Genomic DNA, 15,836 nt, shown 5'->3' with positions numbered 1-15,836 from the left:
TTTAATTATTTCTTCCCACGATAATCACTTTAAAGTGTCTGTAATTTTATTGTAAATTTGCCATACAAGTGAAGTAAGCATATGATAGAAAAATTAAACATAGTAAAACAACGTTTTGATGAGGTTTCCGACCTTATAATTCAACCGAATATTATATCTGATCAAGATAAATATGTAAAGCTTACTAAAGAATATAAAGATCTTAAAGACTTAATGGATAAGCGAGAAGAATATCTTGAGCTTACCAATAATATTGCCGAAGCTGAGGAAATCATTGCCGATGGTAGTGATGAAGAAATGCTTGAAATGGCCAAGATTCAAATGGAAGAGGCCAAAGGGGCTCTGCCAAAGCTGGAAGAGGATATTAAACTGATGTTGATACCAAAAGATCCTGAAGATGCTAAGGATGTCGTAGTAGAAATCAGAGCAGGAACTGGTGGTGATGAGGCTAGTATCTTTGCCGGTGACCTTTTTAGAATGTATACTAAATACTGTGAGGGTAGAGGTTGGAAAACAAATGTAATTGACCTTAGTGAAGGTACTAGTGGTGGTTATAAGGAAATTCAGTTTGAAGTATCTGGTACCGATGTATACGGAACTTTAAAGTTTGAAGCCGGTGTTCACCGTGTACAGAGGGTTCCGCAGACAGAAACCCAGGGTAGGGTACATACCAGCGCCGCTACGGTTATGGTTTTGCCCGAAGCTGAAGATTTTGACGTACAAATAGATCCTAAAGATGTACGTATAGATTTTTTCTGCTCGTCAGGTCCTGGTGGTCAATCTGTAAACACTACATACTCTGCGGTGCGTTTAACGCATATACCAACGGGTTTAGTGGCTCAATGTCAGGATCAAAAATCGCAGCACAAGAATAAGGACAAAGCTTTTAGGGTTTTGCGTTCTAGGTTATATGATTTAGAATTGGCAAAAAAACAAGAAGAAGATGCTGCAAAGCGAAACTCTCAAGTAAGTAGTGGTGACCGTTCTGCAAAAATTAGAACTTACAATTACCCGCAAGGTAGGGTTACCGATCATCGTATTGGTCTAACCTTGTATGATTTGTCTAATATTATAGATGGAGATATCCAAAAAATAATAGATGAATTGAGTTTTGTAGAAAATACCGAAAAATTGAGGGAAGCCTCTGAGATATTTTAAAATATGACTACCCAGGAATTGGTTGCCCAAATTCATAAAAAACAATCCTTTTTGTGTATAGGTTTAGATACCGACTTAGAGAAAATTCCACCTTTTTTGTTGGAGGAAGAAGATTCTATTTTTGAGTTTAACAAAGCAATAATTGATGCCACACATGATTTATGTGTGGCTTATAAACCTAACATAGCATTTTATGAAGCGTATGGCGTACAGGGGTGGTCTGCATTGCGAAAAACGATAAAGTATCTAAATAAGAATTATCCTGAAATTTTCACCATTGCAGATGCTAAACGTGGTGATATAGGTAATACGTCTACAAGATATGCGAAGGCATTTTTTGAAGATTTAAATTTTGATTCCATCACAATTGCTCCTTATATGGGCAAAGATTCAGTTGAACCATTTTTGGAGTTCAAGGATAAACATACCATCTTACTAGCCCTAACGTCAAATGGTGGTGCTTTTGATTTTCAAACTAAAAAGATTGGAGATAGAGAGCTATATAAAGAGGTATTATCGGTTTCTACTACCTACAAAGGGGCAGAGAATTTAATGTACGTTGTGGGTGCCACAAAGGCTGAATATCTGAAGGAAATTCGTCAAATAATACCTAATAGCTTCTTATTAGTGCCTGGTGTTGGTGCCCAAGGCGGTAGCTTGGTAGGTGTTTGTGAATATGGTATGACAAAAGATGTTGGACTACTTATTAATTCTTCACGCGGAATTATCTATGCATCTGACCAGGAGGATTTTGCAGAAGCTGCTAGAAAAAAAGCTAAAGAGTTACAAGAAGCTATGAAAATAGAGCTCCAAAGACTAAACTAGGTCTTCTAAAGTTTTTTTTATTTTCTGGGCTTTCGATTCAAAAAATTCTCCCAACTGGGTATTGGTTTGCATGTTAGAAGCTTTGTCTAAAAACATTTGATATTGATACTCCAATAAGCTTATAATGTCTGTGTTAGCTTCCATTGGTGTTACTGTCCCTACCTTGCAATATTGCTTTTCCATAATCCTGGTTTTAGTTTCTTACAAATATACGTTCAGATTCAGGTTTTGGATGTGTGTATGTGTAGCTGTACATCTAATTTATAGGTAATATGTCTTTTTTTTTAACAAATACACCTGTGATAATTTAAAAGATAGCGCTTTATAAGTGATTTTTTAAAATCTTAAACAGATTGTGAAAAACTATATATACATTGTACATTACAACTTTTTTTAAATACAAACCTGTGCTTCATTATATTACGTATCATCATAAAACAGCTACTGAATGGGTGACATTTGTGCATGGCGCAGGAGGTAGTTCTTCAATATGGTTCAAACAAATACGTGAATTTAAGAAACACTATAACGTATTGTTATTAGATTTAAGAGGGCATGGGAATTCTAAATCTAGTTTAAAAAATGTTTTTAATGAAAAGTATACCTTTGATGTTATTACTAATGATATTGTTGAGGTTATTGATCAAGAAGGTATAGAGAAATCTCATTTTGTAGGGATATCATTAGGTACTATTCTAATACGGAATTTAGCGGAGAACCATCCTGATCGGGTAGAAAGTATGGTTATGGGCGGTGCTATTATGAAATTGAATCTTAGATCTCAAATATTGATAAAACTTGGCATCATATTTAAATCGATCGTGCCTTATCTATGGTTATACAAGTTCTTTGCTTTTATTATAATGCCAAATAAAAATCATAAGGAGTCTAGGTCGCTTTTTGTTCGTGAGGCAAAAAAGCTATATCAAAAAGAGTTTATAAGATGGTTTAAGCTAACCTCGGAAATTAATCCATTATTACGCTTTTTTAGGTCTGCAGATATCAACATACCTACATTATATGTCATGGGAGAAGAAGATTATTTATTTCTTCCCAGCATTCGCAAAATTGTTTCTTTGCATAAAAGTTCTCAATTAGTGGTGGTTGAAGACTGTGGTCATGTTGTAAATGTGGAACGACCAGTATTTTTTAATGAGAAGGTAATTGCATATTTGGGTGGTCAAAAAACAATCTAAAGTGCTTTAACATTGATTTACAAAGATGTAGTCTTTAAGTGTTAAAATAAAAAAAAACCGATGCTCCCACCGGTTTTTGCTAACTAACTAACTCAAAAAATAACTAACTCAAAAAATTGAAAATGAATGCTTTAATATTCTTTTGTTTAATTTTAACGCATATATTTTTGAGTTATTGTTTAAGTTGTTGAAAATCTATTTTTTATCTTGAAGTGCAAATACTTTTTTAAGGACATCTGTAGTTCTTGAAGAGAACTTTGTTCTAATTTCTTCTTCCTCTACAGCAATCATTTTATAAACTCCTGATAAAGCCTCCTGTGTTACATAATCTGTTAAATCTGGGTTTACATTGTTGGTCAATGGGATTGAATTGTATTTGGTGATTATAGAACTCCAAATTTTATCTGCACCTACTTTTTGAAAAGATTCGTTGATTACAGGATTGAATTTAGCATATAACTCTGTATTCGTTTTTGTTTCCAAATAAGTAGTAGCAGCATTGTTTTCGCCAAGAAGAATATTTTTTGCGTCTGCGAATGACATGTCTTTTACAGCATTTACGAAAATAGGTGTAGCTTCTGCAACAGCATCTTCGGCAGCACGGTTCAAAACCTTTAAGCCTTCGTCTGCCAAATTGCCTAAACCTATATCGCGTAAAGTTTTATCTACCTTTTGTAGGTCTTCTGGTAATAGAATTTTGACCAATTCATTTTTATAAAACCCGTCAGTAGCGGTTAACTTGCTTACCTGTTTTTCTATACCTTGATCTAAAGCTTCTTTTAGACCATTTGCTATGGTTTCATTGCTCAAAGCAGTGTCTGTAGATGTAGGTAATTGATTTACTACTTGCTGTAATTCATTGCATGAAATTGCGAGCATCATGCAGAAGGCCAAACTAATTTTTTTAATCATTATTGTATTATTTGTGTAGGTTTTACTTTAGTACTTACGAGAATATGACCGTTTTATTGTTGTAGACCATTGTTTTGCGTGCAATATGCAATTTTACTCCTCTAGAAAGTACAATCTTCTCAAGGTCTCTACCTTTTGTGATAAAGTCTTCTATTGTGTGAGAATGGGTTACCGTAGTAACATCTTGCTCAATAATTGGTCCGGCATCCAATTCTTCAGTTACGTAGTGACTGGTGGCACCGATAATTTTCACACCTCTTTTAAATGCTGCATGATAGGGTTTAGCACCGGCAAAGGCAGGTAAGAAAGAATGGTGTATATTAATTATTTTGTTAGGGTATTTGTCTATTAAGTTGCCACTGACTATTTGCATGTATCTAGCTAAAACGATAAAATCTACATCGTGTTTTTCAAGTATTGCAATTTGCTCCTGCTCTGCCGTAACTCTATTGGCTTTAGTAAAGGGTACGTGATAGAACGGTATGTTAAACTGTTCTGCAATATACCTTAAATCGTTATGGTTACTGAGTATAAAGGGAATCTCAACGGCTAGCTCACCAGATTGGTATCTACTTAATAGGTCATAAAGACAATGGTTGTATTTAGATACGAAAATGGCCATCCTGGGTAATTTGTCATCGGTATGTAGACTCCATTCCATGTTGTAACTAGTAGCTAACTCATTTTGGAATAACGTTTTAAAATGTTCCAAATCTGAAAAGTCATTTTGGAATTCAACAACCGTTCGCATAAAAAATACGTTGGCAGGCTTATCAACATGCTGATCAAGGTATACGATGTTGCCTTTATTGCTATGGATAAAACCAGTTACGGTACTTATGATACCTGCTTGATCAGGACAATGGACTAATATAGTTGCTTTCAATTGTATGGTATTTTTTATGTCAAAAATAGACCATAATCCTTAATATGATAACTATATTACGTTGTTGTGTAAGATTTTTAGGATAATTATAGGTGGTCAGCTTTCCAAGCCTTGTACGATTTTCTAAAACTTTTGATCTCTTTTCTTAATAGATTAATGTACTCAGTCTCCTTTACTCCATGTTTTTCCAATCCCATACAGTAAGAGTTGATGTTTCTTATAATGATATTTATGTAAGAAATGGTTTCTTTACGTTCATTATTGCAATTAGAATATTCAACTTGTGCAATTTTTTGAGGTATGAGAATGGCATCTGTCAAAATAGAATTGGCCATGATGTCTCTTAAGCTCTTTGATTCATAAAGGCGTACCAAATCTTTGTTGAAAGATACATATGACGCAATCTCTCTACTCATGGTGCAGAGTTCCAGTGCTTTTCTATAAATAGGCAAATGTTTTAAACTTCTATATGCCATTGTGTGGGGTATTGTTAGTGTTATATAAAATTACGTTAGTTATTTGATTATTTTCTATCGATTTTAAATGTAATTTGTAAATTTACCTTTGATAATAAATAATTAAAACTATATTCTTTTGAATCCAAAGATAGACGAGCTTAATTGGAAAATACTAAAACAATTGCAGGATAATGCAAGGGAATCATTTGCAAATATTGGTCGTACGGTTGGGCTCACGGCACCGGCAGTGGCGGAGCGCGTAAAGAAGATGGAGGACCTTGGTATCATACATGGTTATAAGGCTACAGTATCTCACGCGTTAACCGGACATCAATTAAAGGCGATTATAACCTTAAGGGCATTTATGGGGAAATTGAAGCCTTTTTTAGCTGTTGTACCTACTTTGCAAGAGGTTATTAATTGCTATAGAATTACCGGAAACGAAAATATTGTTATGGAAGTTGTTTTAAAAGATCAGTTTCACCTAGAAAAGTTTATCGACCAATTAATACAGTATGGTGAAACAAGGACTCATATTGTTCTTTCTCAAGTAATTTCTAATGCTCCAATGCATAAAGTTAAATGATGTATTTCTTAATCTCTTTTATTAATTTATTAATGGATATTTAATTTTGGAATTAATAATCATTGGTAAATTAGTTAGTGATTAATGGTTCTAAGATATTTTGGCTAGATTTTTGATAGAAATTAAATAATGAAAAAATTACTACTTCTTACGTTCGTTTTAACCTCTACGGCAATATTTTCTCAAGAATTAAGGCTTTTAAGAGGTGCTATTTCAGAAAATTTAGTTGTTAATGATTCGGTCAATGAAACCTTCTCTCTCTATTTGCCTTCAAATTTTGAGGTAAATAAAGCCTGGCCAGTTGCCTTTGTAATGGATTTAAAGGGTAAGGGCAAGGCTGCCGTTTCAATGTTGCTGGGTGCAGCTGAGCAAGAAGGCTATGTTTTGGCTAGTTCAGATAATATAAGTGATTCGCTTTCCATTTCTGAAAATGTTTTAATTGCGAATAGAATGTTCAATTCAGTGATCAGTACCATCCCTTTAGCTAAAAATCGTATGTATACTGCAGGTTTTGGTAGTAGTGCAATGTTCGCTTCAATTTTGCCAACATTTGTACGTAATATCAATGGAGTAATTTCTATAGGTGCGTCGGTTGGTAATGTTGAGATTTTAAATCCAAAGCAACCTTTTCAGTTCGTAGGGCTTGTGAATAGGGAGGATTATAATTTTACCGAGATGTTGAATAGCAGGGAATTGCTCAATAAATTAAAGTTTCCTAATGAATTAATAGTCTTTGATGGAGATCGTATGCTGCCAGAAGGTGACTTAATTGCTAATGCATTTAGAATGTTGACGCTTACTAGTATGGCAAAAGGTCATTTGGAAAAGGATAGCAGTTTGGTGGCTTCTTCGTATGATCGATTCTTGACTTTGGCAAATTCCAACATTTCCAAACAAAAACCTCTTTTAGCTACATATCAATTGTTAGATATGGAAAAGATTTTCAATCCATTAGTAGATTTAGATACGCTAAAAGCTACGCAGAAAACTTTAAGAAGAAGTTCTAATTATAGACAGGCGAATAGAAGTCAAAACAGTTATTTTTTGAAGGAATCTTTTACCAAAGAAGATTATAACTACTATTTGGAAGAAGATATTATCACCTATAATTATGCAAATCTTGGGTGGTGGAATTATCAAATGCAAGAATTAAATAAATTGGATAAAAGTTCTAATTTATATGAGCGGCAAATGTCAAGTAGGTTAAGAGGGTATATTAATGCTCTGGTGTCAGATAATATTGATTTTATTGAAGCTGAAGATGTGGTAGATTATGAAGCACTAAATTTATTACACATGTTAAAGACCATTACTTCGCCAAAAGATTATAATGCTTACTTAGAGGTAATCTCAATTAGTTCAAAAATGGAAGATTACGGTACAGCCCTATTTTACTTAGAAGAGTTGCTTAAAAATGGTTATACGGATAAAAGCGGGTTATATTCTTTGGAACACACTGCATTGTTCAGGATTATGCCGGAATTCAATGAAATGGTTGAAAAATATTTAAAAGGTGCCAGATATGATGTTATTGAACGGTAATGTGAGGTACATCTTCCAATTTCCAATCTATGACCAGACCTTTTGCCAATGATTTGGCAATATCTTTTCCGTATAGTATTTCACATAAATATAAAGCGGCTTCAAAACTTTTTGCGCCTCCTGCAGAAGTAATGTATTTTCCGTCATGAACAAATAATACATTGTCCTTTATGTCTATTTTAGGAAACATGGCTTTGTAATTTTCAATATCACTGGGAAAAGTTGTTGAAGCTACCGAATCTAAAATACCAGCTTTTGCCAAAGGAAAGGCGCCGTCACAATGACTGGTCATATATAGTGCGCTCTTGTCTATTTGTTTAATAAAGTTGATCATGACTTCATCTTTTAAGTCACTATCCATAGAATGTTCCGCACTAGGTACTACCAATATATCTATTTTAGGTAAATCATCTTTAGTGTAGTCAAAATCGGGTAAAATGCGAACACCTTCAAAAGTGGTTATGGGTTCTAAAGTATTTGCTACGGTAAATGTGTTCATGGCCTTTATGCCTTCTCTAAATTTTGTATGTTGAAATATATCGAATGGGGCTGTAAATTCAGTATTGAACGTTCCGTTCATTATTAGAAAAGCAACATTATAATTACTGGGTTCTAGCTTTGGTAATTGTCTTGTTTCTTTAACCACTGTGGTTTCTTTTTTAGCTTTCTTTTGATTGCAGCTAACTAGTATAAATGGTAAAAGAATAAGAAGGTATTTAAGTTTCATATGAATTGTTTTCGATTTCTAAAGTACGATTATATGTGAAAAACTTACAATGAATATATTGTATTTTTGAAATGTAAATGAATGGATATGAGAATAAGTATTGCAGTATTGATTTTGTGTGTAATGGTTTCTTGCGGGCAAGAAAAAAAGTATCATGATGCCAAACCTAACATTGAATCAATAACAAAGTCAGATAAGCTAGCTGATATTTTGCTGTTTCAAGAAGAGCTGAACGCTGAGTTTAAAAATCCTGAATCTTCACCGTTGCCCGATAGGTTTAGAATTGATTTTGAGTCTTTAGAATTTTTTGAGCCAGATACCAACTACATAGTAGAAGCGGAGCTTGTAAGAACGCCAGAAGCTTTACCATTTTCAATGCCAACAACAACAGGTAGAGAATCAACGGAGGTGGTTTACGGTATTGCTAAATTTACCTTGAAAGGAAAAGATCATAAATTGGAAATTTATCAATCGCCGGAGCTAATAACGCAAGCCGAATATGAAGATTATTTGTTTTTGCCTTTTACAGATAATACAAACGGAGAAGAAACGTATGGAGGTGGTAGGTATTTAGATTTAAGAATACCAAAGGGCAATAAGATAATTTTGAACTTCAATAAAGCCTATAATCCTTATTGCGCTTATAATAAAAAATTTAGTTGTCCAATTGTGCCTAAGGTCAATAATTTGGATACAGAAATTAAAGTAGGGGTGAAAGCCTTTGAGCATTAATGGGAAAATAAAAAACCTCGGCAGGTATTGCCGAGGTTTTAAAACTTAAACTATAAAATCAACCATTAATTATATCAACAACTTAGAAAGAGTAGATAGCTGCTACTGCAAAAGTAGATAGGCTATTAGTTGTTCCAATACCGTCACTCTCTATAAACGGCTCAAAGTCGTTACCAAAACTATCCAATCTAATTTCTGGCTTAATAATCAAATTATCTTTTGTGTAGCTTCCTGTAAGGGTTAAACCAAGTACGGGAACATCATCATCTAGTAAGTCATCACTAAATGCAATATATTCACCTCTTAAGCCGATAGCAAAATTATCTGAAGTGGTTAGTTGTGGGTAAATCGCTGCTCCGTAAAAACCAGTTCCTGTTTCTGAATTATCATTGTAAGCAGCATTTATTCCAAAGAAGAAATCTTCAGAAAGATCAAATCCACCAGTATAATCTATTTCAAATCCTAGACCACCACTAGTGCCATTGTCATAATATAAATTAAGATACTGTCCAGAAACTCCTAATTGAGCTCCATAAGCATACTCTCCTGTACTACTTGTATCGTTAACATCCCATGGATTAGATACGGATAACATTAAGCTAACATCATCGGATAAGGCTATATCAGCCTTTACACCTAAGTGAGAAAATGGTCCATTTGAAAATAAGTAAGAAACACTATAGTTAAAGTTGGCAGCAGGTGCTATTACTTCGTAACCTAAAAATGTATTCCAACGACCAGCGGTAAGTGTTACTTTGTCAGATACATTCCAGTAAGCATATGCTTGATTTATTACGCCGTTTAAAACATCGTTCTCAAAAGTAGCTTCTGTTCCTCTAGGTCCAAAAACTAAATCTACTACCACACCGGTATTTTCCATATCATAACTACCTACGATATTTGCCATCCCTAAAGCAAAACCTGTTTGGTTGGCAAAAGAAGTTTCTGTAGCCGTGGTTGCATCTCCGCCATCTTTAAAAGCTGTTCTCCAGTAAGCATCTATAGATCCGCTTAAAGTGAATTTTTTCTCTTCTTCCTCTTCTTGAGCTAAAACGCCGGCAGCTGCAAAAAGCATAAGACCTGATGCGAAAATATTTTTTACGTACTTTGTATTTATAATCGTTTTCATAAGTTTTGATTTAATCCCTAATGGGATGAATTAATTTTGAGAAATTTATTTATTGAAAAGGTTATGTAACGGAGCGTTCTGCAAAACGCTCCGTATTTTTTTAGTGTTGGTTCATTCTGAAATCAGCATAAGCATCCATTCCGTGCTCATGAAGATCTAAACCTTCAACTTCTTCTTCTTTAGAAACTCTAAGACCAATAGTTGCTTTAAGTACTCCTAAAATAATACCAGAGGTAACTATACAGAACCCACCTACGATCAATACACCGTATAATTGTGTCATGAACTGAGCTCCACTAGCCATGCTACCGAAGATACCTACAACCAATGTTCCCCAGATACCACAGATCAAGTGAACTGCTACAGCACCTACAGGGTCATCTAATTTTAATTTGTCTACCAAGGCTACACCACCTACAATGATAATACCGGCAATGAATCCTATGATTACAGCTTCATTTGGTGACATTAAATCCGCTCCTGCGGTAATACCTACCAATCCACCAAGAATACCGTTCAAGAACATAGTTAAATCTAAGTTCTTATAAAGAATAGTAGAGGTGATCATTGCTCCAAATCCACCAGCGGCTGCAGCCAAACTTGTAGTAACCAATACTAAAGATGTCAATTCTGGATCTGCGGATAATACTGAACCACCGTTAAACCCAAACCATCCTAACCATAATATCAATACACCTGCGGTAGCCATTGGTATGCTGTGACCCGGTATAGCGTTTGGCTTACCATCTTTACCGAATTTTCCAATTCTAGAACCTAAAAGGTATATTGCAACTAAAGCTGCCCATCCACCTACTGAGTGTACTAATGTAGAACCTGCAAAATCATAGAATCCCCATGAATCCAAGAATCCGCCTCCCCATTTCCAAGCACCTACTATAGGGTATACCAAACCAACATAGATTACTGTAAATATCATGAAAGCTCCAATTTTCATACGTTCTGCTACTGCACCAGATACAATAGTAGCCGCTGTTGCTGCGAACATTCCTTGGAAAAGAAAATCTGTCCACCATGTGTAGCCGCCATCTGCATAGTCAGGTGTCATACCGCCTTCAGGGGCATCAATACCAAAACCTGCAAATTTTAATAAGCCCATATCTCCGTCTTCAAAGCCTGGGTACATTAAGTTGAATCCCCATGCATAATAAAGAAGTAAACCACCTGTAATAATGAAGATATTCTTAAATAATATGTTGATTGTGTTCTTTTGTCTTGTTAAGCCAATTTCTAAAAAGGCAAAACCTGTATGCATGAAGAATACCAATGCGGTAGCCAACATCATCCATACGTTATTTGCTGTAAATAATCCTGCGTCCATTTCGTTTAGTTTTTTAGTTAGTTATTTTATTTAGTTAATACCGGCTAAACCGTCTTCTTTGGTTCTTATTCTATATGCTTGAAGGACTTCAGATACAAATATTTTACCGTCACCTACATTACCGGAGTAAGCTGCCTCTAGTATTTTATTAACTGTTTTTTCTAGAAAGTCATCTGATACTACAATGGTTAGGTACCTGCGTTGTATATCAGTAGTACTGTAAGAGATACCACGGTAAACGTGACCTTCTTTTTCATTACCTACACCTGTTACATCCCAGTAACTGAAGAAATTTACTTCAATACTGTGCAACGCTTCTTTGACATCGTCAAACTTTGATTTTCTAATAATTGCCTCGATTTTTTTCATTTGAATAAGTTTTTGATATTGCCAAATATATGTTAAAAACATTGTTACCCTAAAAATATTAGGGGTTCATGCGTAATTTTTACGAGTATCTTAATATATACCCCATAAATTTTAGGGTAATGTTATTTATGGTTAAATATTTTGACGATATCTAGAAATGGAATTGATGAAATTAACCTGTGTGTAGAATAATCGTCAGAAAAAGGAGTAATTATCTAACGATTGTTTAAAAAATGAGCAAATACCTAAAAAAATGAACAAAAATAAAATAGTGCTTAGTGAATGTTAATTCTATAACATTTTGCAAATCCAAAGACCTAATGAAATGGCTAAGACACCTATAACGACACTTAACCCCATATATAAGGAAGTTTGAAGTAGAGAAGATTCTTTTAAAAGGATATTGCTTTCTAAAGCAAATGTAGAGAAAGTGGTAAAGCCTCCACAAAATCCGGTGGCTAATAATAAAGTCTGATTTTCAGAAATGTAATTGTTCTTTAAGGAGAGTCCTATTAGTATACCTATTATTAGACAACCAATTACGTTGACAAGAAAAGTACCTAAATAGAAATTTGAATAGTAGGCGTTAAGGTTTTTAGATATAATATATCTTAATATACTACCGAACCCCCCACCTAAAAAAACCAGTATAAATTGTTTCATACCTTATAAAGGTAAAAACTAAACGGCTTTCTTGTAGCTGGTTGTAAGTAAATCTAATGGGTAAATAACAGAAGTTGGTTGTTTGGATAGCTTTTGAGAAGAAGTTTTCGTTTTTTGAGAAACACTTATTAAGCTAACTACGACCAAGGCAACGTTAATACCTACTAATACTAAAAAAATTGTAAGAAATGTCATCATAATTTATTACACCTTTATAGATGAATAACGCAAAATTACGGTATTTGGTATATTAAACGAGGATATTGACCGTTTTGTTGTGAAAACGTTAATTTTTGTGGTGTAGGAAAAAAATTAACTATTCCTTTAGGAAAAACTTTATAAATAGTAGTAAAATCAAGAAAAGTGCAAAGGATATGCCAATCCATTTAACACCTTTAAAATTTTTACGATGAAAATCAAGGTCTTTTTTGTAAGAAATAATGATTATGATCGTAAAAACCACCGCAAAAGCGATTGCAAAAATGATTTGTCCGGTGCTAAACATATTTTATATTTTTACGCAAAGCTAACCTAAAACGGTAAAATAAAAATGAAAAACAAAATCAATGCAGTAAAGGAATTTCATAATTCTTTTGGTCTAGGTGTTTCTGAGGAAATGATTGCTGATTTAGGACCAGCCAAGAATATGTTGCGCTTTAATTTAATGGATGAAGAGAATAAGGAGTATTTAGAGGCTGCCCAAAATAATGATTTGGTAGAAGTTGCCGACGCCCTTGGAGATATGTTGTACATATTGTGTGGTACAATTCTAGAACATGGCATGCAATACAAAATTGAAGAGGTGTTCAATGAAATACAACGTAGTAATATGAGTAAGTTGGGTGAAGATGGTAAGCCAATTTACCGGGAAGATGGTAAGGTTTTAAAAGGTCCTAACTATTTTAAACCTAAGATTAATGAAATATTGAGTAAATAAAATAGGGGGGCAATTTGCCCCCTTTTTATTATGAATTAATTTTTTAAGCTTTCACTTTAAAGCGCCATCCAAACTTGTCCTCAGACTTGTTGTACTGGATATCAGTAATAATTTTCTTTAATTGCTGACCATAACTATTATCTAATTCTGGTAGATCATAATCTGTATCTCTAAAACCAAATCCAGCAATTGGTGATATTACTGCAGCAGTACCTGCACCGAACATTTCTTTTAATGAACCGTCTTTAGCTGCTTCAACTACTTCTTTTACAGTAATTTTTCTAACCTCGGTCTTTATACCTTGGTCTTTGGCAATTTCTAAAATACTCTTTCTGGTTATACCATCTAAAATACGATCACTTGTAGGTGCGGTCAATAAAGTGTCGTTAATTCTAATGAAAATATTCATTGCACCAGCCTCTTCTATATATTCGTGAGTGGTGTCATCTGTCCAGATAACCTGATTATATCCTTTTTCAATGGCCAATTGGGTTGGGTAAAATTGCCCTGCATAGTTACCACCTGCTTTTGCGAAACCAACACCACCATTAGCTGATCTTGAATATTTTTCTTCGATAAGAACTTTTACTTTACCTGAAAAATATGCGCCAGAAGGAGCACAGGCAATAATAAACTTATATTCATTTGCAGGGGAAGCATGAAACCCGTTGCCAGAAGCGAACATAAAAGGTCTAATGTATAAAGAACCTCCTTCTTTTGTTGGTATAAATTCTTTATCCAAGTTTAACAGTGTGGTTAAACCTTCCATGAAATAGTCTTCGGGAATCTGCGGTATGCACATTCTCTCTGCAGAAATATTTAAGCGTTTAAAGTTGTCTAACGGTCTAAATAAAAAGACATCGTCATTTTTGTCCTTATATGCTTTCATACCTTCGAATATAGATTGTCCGTAATGGAAAATTTTAGAAGAAGGGTCAAGTGTTATAGGTTGGTATGGAGTTATTGTAGGTGTTTCCCATGCTCCGTTCTTATATGTGCAGACCAACATATGGTCAGTAAATACAGAACCAAAGGTTAAATTGTCAAAATCAACTTGGTCAATTTTTGAAGTTTTAACTTTTTCTACTATGATATCTTTCGTTGCAATACTCATGAAATACGTAACTTTAGTTGATTAAAATTAAACAAATATCCATAGTAGCACTTCTTTTTTTCTTTAAAATTGATCAGTTTTGCAGGGATATCAACATTTTTGAGATTTATGAAAGGATTTAACATATTACTTGTCTTTTTATTTGGCATTTTTTCATGTTTTGGACAACAAAATGATGCAAATACTTCTTCAAAGTTTTACGGTGAAGAGTTTACTGTCACTACATTGAGTGAAAATGATGAAGTTATGAGGCAGTTTGCCACCATGCCTGTTTCTGATTCTTTACAGCTACAATTTAAAACCAAGGTAAAAGAAGTGTGCAAAGTTAAAGGCTGTTGGATGACCGTTGAGCTAGCTGATGGAAACCAAGCTATGGTACGTTTTAAAGATTACGGTTTTTTTATGCCAGCTGATATTTTAGAAAAGGAAGTGGTTTTGAATGGTAAGGCATTTGTTGAGGAAATGAGTGTTGATGATCAAAGGCATTATGCTAAAGATGGCGGTAAAACGGCTCAAGAAATAGCACTAATAACATCTCCAAAAAGAACTTACAGTTTTGAGGCTTCTGGAGTATTAGTTCCAAATTAATTGAAAAGGGAAATTATTACAACGGCTGATGGTTCTACGACCATTCAAATAAAAGATTGGCAAGAACAGTATCATTCAAAACACGGTGCTATTCAAGAGGCTTATCATGTATTTATACACTCTGGCTTAGACTTATTTGAAAATACAACGGTAGATATTTTGGAAATTGGATTTGGTACCGGTTTAAATGCACTGATTACTTTAATTGAATTCAAAAAAAGAAACTTAAAGATTAATTATACTGGTGTAGAGGCGTATCCCGTTTCTAAAGATGAACTTGGCCAGCTAAACTATTTAGAGCAGTTGAAAGCAAATTCCTTGAAAGATGAATTTGCTACAATGCACACATCTCCATGGGAAAAGTTGGTTGAGGTAACCGCAGACTTCAGCCTAATAAAGGAACAAAAATTCTTCAAGGATATTAATATGATCAATGCTTTTGATTTGGTTTATTTTGATGCATTTGGAGCTAGGGTACAGCCGGAACTGTGGACGGTTGAAATCTTTGAAACTATGTTCAAAGCAATGAAAAGTGGTGGTTATTTGGTTACATATGCAGCAAAAGGCAGTGTAAGAAGAGCCATGCTTGAAGTTGGTTTTTTGGTAGAAAGGTTACCTGGACCTCCTGGCAAAAGAGAAATGTTAAGGGCAAAAAAACAATAATTTATATGGTGT

The 15,836-nt window shown here is 34.3% G+C and carries 19 protein-coding genes; 9 read left to right on the top strand and 10 right to left on the bottom strand.

The annotated features are described in order from the left end of the window. Nucleotides 1–81 precede the first annotated feature (81 nt). Nucleotides 82–1,158 (top strand): peptide chain release factor 1, encoded by a 1,077-nt coding sequence (gene prfA / locus VBZ51_RS01155; RefSeq protein ID WP_416575802.1) that lies wholly within the window; start codon nucleotides 82–84, stop codon nucleotides 1,156–1,158. A gap of 3 nt (nucleotides 1,159–1,161) precedes the next feature. Then, nucleotides 1,162–1,983 carry an orotidine-5'-phosphate decarboxylase gene (pyrF, locus tag VBZ51_RS01150; RefSeq protein WP_416575801.1) on the top strand — a complete coding sequence of 274 codons (822 nt, stop codon included), beginning with the start codon at nucleotides 1,162–1,164 and terminating at the stop codon, nucleotides 1,981–1,983. On the opposite strand, the gene VBZ51_RS01145 is transcribed toward pyrF, so the two are convergent. Then, complete coding sequence (locus tag VBZ51_RS01145) at nucleotides 1,975–2,166, bottom strand: hypothetical protein (RefSeq protein WP_058103594.1); 192 nt, start codon at nucleotides 2,164–2,166, stop codon at nucleotides 1,975–1,977. The genes pyrF and VBZ51_RS01145 overlap by 9 nt on opposite strands. A gap of 224 nt (nucleotides 2,167–2,390) precedes the next feature. Between VBZ51_RS01145 and VBZ51_RS01140 the strand changes: the two genes are divergently transcribed. After that, nucleotides 2,391–3,179: an alpha/beta fold hydrolase gene (locus VBZ51_RS01140; protein WP_091609033.1), complete on the top strand. Its 789-nt coding sequence runs from the start codon at nucleotides 2,391–2,393 to the stop codon at nucleotides 3,177–3,179. A gap of 195 nt (nucleotides 3,180–3,374) precedes the next feature. On the opposite strand, the gene VBZ51_RS01135 is transcribed toward VBZ51_RS01140, so the two are convergent. The 3 genes from VBZ51_RS01135 to VBZ51_RS01125 form a co-directional block, all read right to left on the bottom strand. Then, nucleotides 3,375–4,091: a DUF4197 domain-containing protein gene (locus tag VBZ51_RS01135; protein WP_058103593.1), complete on the bottom strand. Its 717-nt coding sequence runs from the start codon at nucleotides 4,089–4,091 to the stop codon at nucleotides 3,375–3,377. A gap of 34 nt (nucleotides 4,092–4,125) precedes the next feature. Then, complete coding sequence (gene purU / locus VBZ51_RS01130; RefSeq protein WP_071341548.1) at nucleotides 4,126–4,977, bottom strand: formyltetrahydrofolate deformylase; 852 nt, start codon at nucleotides 4,975–4,977, stop codon at nucleotides 4,126–4,128. Between the two features lie 86 nt (nucleotides 4,978–5,063). Further along, complete coding sequence (locus VBZ51_RS01125) at nucleotides 5,064–5,453, bottom strand: hypothetical protein (RefSeq protein WP_058103591.1); 390 nt, start codon at nucleotides 5,451–5,453, stop codon at nucleotides 5,064–5,066. Between the two features lie 118 nt (nucleotides 5,454–5,571). Between VBZ51_RS01125 and VBZ51_RS01120 the strand changes: the two genes are divergently transcribed. Next, on the top strand, nucleotides 5,572–6,021 hold the full coding sequence (locus tag VBZ51_RS01120) for an Lrp/AsnC family transcriptional regulator (protein ID WP_058103590.1): 450 nt from the start codon (nucleotides 5,572–5,574) through the stop codon (nucleotides 6,019–6,021). Nucleotides 6,022–6,150: 129 nt separating this feature from the next. After that, nucleotides 6,151–7,563 (top strand): alpha/beta hydrolase, encoded by a 1,413-nt coding sequence (locus VBZ51_RS01115; RefSeq protein WP_091605983.1) that lies wholly within the window; start codon nucleotides 6,151–6,153, stop codon nucleotides 7,561–7,563. Here the strand turns inward: VBZ51_RS01115 and VBZ51_RS01110 are convergent. Further along, on the bottom strand, nucleotides 7,550–8,290 hold the full coding sequence (locus VBZ51_RS01110; RefSeq protein WP_416575800.1) for a DJ-1/PfpI family protein: 741 nt from the start codon (nucleotides 8,288–8,290) through the stop codon (nucleotides 7,550–7,552). The genes VBZ51_RS01115 and VBZ51_RS01110 overlap by 14 nt on opposite strands. Nucleotides 8,291–8,377: 87 nt before the next feature. Here VBZ51_RS01110 and VBZ51_RS01105 point away from each other — a divergent pair, with 87 nt between their 5' ends. After that, nucleotides 8,378–9,022 (top strand): DUF1684 domain-containing protein, encoded by a 645-nt coding sequence (locus VBZ51_RS01105; RefSeq protein WP_215996340.1) that lies wholly within the window; start codon nucleotides 8,378–8,380, stop codon nucleotides 9,020–9,022. A gap of 82 nt (nucleotides 9,023–9,104) precedes the next feature. On the opposite strand, the gene VBZ51_RS01100 is transcribed toward VBZ51_RS01105, so the two are convergent. From VBZ51_RS01100 to crcB, 4 genes are all read right to left on the bottom strand, one after another. Further along, nucleotides 9,105–10,151 carry an outer membrane beta-barrel protein gene (locus VBZ51_RS01100; RefSeq protein ID WP_416575799.1) on the bottom strand — a complete coding sequence of 349 codons (1,047 nt, stop codon included), beginning with the start codon at nucleotides 10,149–10,151 and terminating at the stop codon, nucleotides 9,105–9,107. A gap of 100 nt (nucleotides 10,152–10,251) precedes the next feature. Continuing rightward, on the bottom strand, nucleotides 10,252–11,490 hold the full coding sequence (locus tag VBZ51_RS01095; protein WP_058103586.1) for an ammonium transporter: 1,239 nt from the start codon (nucleotides 11,488–11,490) through the stop codon (nucleotides 10,252–10,254). A gap of 30 nt (nucleotides 11,491–11,520) precedes the next feature. After that, entirely contained in the window at nucleotides 11,521–11,859 is a 339-nt protein-coding gene (locus VBZ51_RS01090; protein WP_058104293.1) for a P-II family nitrogen regulator, read from the bottom strand. 291 nt (nucleotides 11,860–12,150) lie between these two features. Beyond that, entirely contained in the window at nucleotides 12,151–12,522 is a 372-nt protein-coding gene (gene crcB / locus VBZ51_RS01085) for a fluoride efflux transporter CrcB (RefSeq protein WP_091605978.1), read from the bottom strand. Nucleotides 12,523–13,072: 550 nt separating this feature from the next. On the opposite strand from crcB, the gene VBZ51_RS01080 reads away from it, so the two are divergent. Then, the gene (locus VBZ51_RS01080) at nucleotides 13,073–13,459 is read left to right on the top strand and encodes a nucleoside triphosphate pyrophosphohydrolase family protein (protein WP_215996339.1); all 387 of its coding nucleotides are present in this window, start codon (nucleotides 13,073–13,075) and stop codon (nucleotides 13,457–13,459) included. Nucleotides 13,460–13,502: 43 nt separating this feature from the next. On the opposite strand, the gene VBZ51_RS01075 is transcribed toward VBZ51_RS01080, so the two are convergent. Next, on the bottom strand, nucleotides 13,503–14,573 hold the full coding sequence (locus VBZ51_RS01075; protein ID WP_305522564.1) for a branched-chain amino acid aminotransferase: 1,071 nt from the start codon (nucleotides 14,571–14,573) through the stop codon (nucleotides 13,503–13,505). A 108-nt stretch (nucleotides 14,574–14,681) separates the two neighbouring features. Here VBZ51_RS01075 and VBZ51_RS01070 point away from each other — a divergent pair, with 108 nt between their 5' ends. Together VBZ51_RS01070 and mnmD are read left to right on the top strand one after the other, a co-directional pair. Continuing rightward, nucleotides 14,682–15,161 (top strand): DUF4920 domain-containing protein, encoded by a 480-nt coding sequence (locus tag VBZ51_RS01070; RefSeq protein WP_416575798.1) that lies wholly within the window; start codon nucleotides 14,682–14,684, stop codon nucleotides 15,159–15,161. Beyond that, the gene (gene mnmD, locus VBZ51_RS01065; protein ID WP_321826785.1) at nucleotides 15,162–15,824 is read left to right on the top strand and encodes a tRNA (5-methylaminomethyl-2-thiouridine)(34)-methyltransferase MnmD; all 663 of its coding nucleotides are present in this window, start codon (nucleotides 15,162–15,164) and stop codon (nucleotides 15,822–15,824) included. The last annotated feature ends 12 nt before the right edge of the window (nucleotides 15,825–15,836 follow it).

Origin of the sequence: Maribacter sp. HS, assembly GCF_048059195.1 — a bacterium.
GTDB classification, from domain to species: domain Bacteria; phylum Bacteroidota; class Bacteroidia; order Flavobacteriales; family Flavobacteriaceae; genus Maribacter; species Maribacter dokdonensis.
Note: the sequence above shows the minus strand (reverse complement) of the source record. Positions and strands in the feature narration are given on the sequence as shown.

What these genes read in the sequence shown, in the direction of transcription:
- VBZ51_RS01090 (WP_058104293.1), bottom strand. Translation starts at nt 11,859, where the DNA reads ATGAAAAAAATCGAGGCAATTATTAGAAAATCAAAGTTTGACGATGTC.
- VBZ51_RS01135 (WP_058103593.1), bottom strand. Translation starts at nt 4,091, where the DNA reads ATGATTAAAAAAATTAGTTTGGCCTTCTGCATGATGCTCGCAATTTCA.
- VBZ51_RS01110 (WP_416575800.1), bottom strand. Translation starts at nt 8,290, where the DNA reads ATGAAACTTAAATACCTTCTTATTCTTTTACCATTTATACTAGTTAGC.
- pyrF (WP_416575801.1), top strand. Translation starts at nt 1,162, where the DNA reads ATGACTACCCAGGAATTGGTTGCCCAAATTCATAAAAAACAATCCTTT.
- VBZ51_RS01105 (WP_215996340.1), top strand. Translation starts at nt 8,378, where the DNA reads ATGAGAATAAGTATTGCAGTATTGATTTTGTGTGTAATGGTTTCTTGC.
- VBZ51_RS01075 (WP_305522564.1), bottom strand. Translation starts at nt 14,573, where the DNA reads ATGAGTATTGCAACGAAAGATATCATAGTAGAAAAAGTTAAAACTTCA.
- VBZ51_RS01080 (WP_215996339.1), top strand. Translation starts at nt 13,073, where the DNA reads ATGAAAAACAAAATCAATGCAGTAAAGGAATTTCATAATTCTTTTGGT.
- VBZ51_RS01145 (WP_058103594.1), bottom strand. Translation starts at nt 2,166, where the DNA reads ATGGAAAAGCAATATTGCAAGGTAGGGACAGTAACACCAATGGAAGCT.
- VBZ51_RS01070 (WP_416575798.1), top strand. Translation starts at nt 14,682, where the DNA reads ATGAAAGGATTTAACATATTACTTGTCTTTTTATTTGGCATTTTTTCA.
- crcB (WP_091605978.1), bottom strand. Translation starts at nt 12,522, where the DNA reads ATGAAACAATTTATACTGGTTTTTTTAGGTGGGGGGTTCGGTAGTATA.
- VBZ51_RS01125 (WP_058103591.1), bottom strand. Translation starts at nt 5,453, where the DNA reads ATGGCATATAGAAGTTTAAAACATTTGCCTATTTATAGAAAAGCACTG.
- VBZ51_RS01095 (WP_058103586.1), bottom strand. Translation starts at nt 11,490, where the DNA reads ATGGACGCAGGATTATTTACAGCAAATAACGTATGGATGATGTTGGCT.
- VBZ51_RS01115 (WP_091605983.1), top strand. Translation starts at nt 6,151, where the DNA reads ATGAAAAAATTACTACTTCTTACGTTCGTTTTAACCTCTACGGCAATA.
- prfA (WP_416575802.1), top strand. Translation starts at nt 82, where the DNA reads ATGATAGAAAAATTAAACATAGTAAAACAACGTTTTGATGAGGTTTCC.
- VBZ51_RS01100 (WP_416575799.1), bottom strand. Translation starts at nt 10,151, where the DNA reads ATGAAAACGATTATAAATACAAAGTACGTAAAAAATATTTTCGCATCA.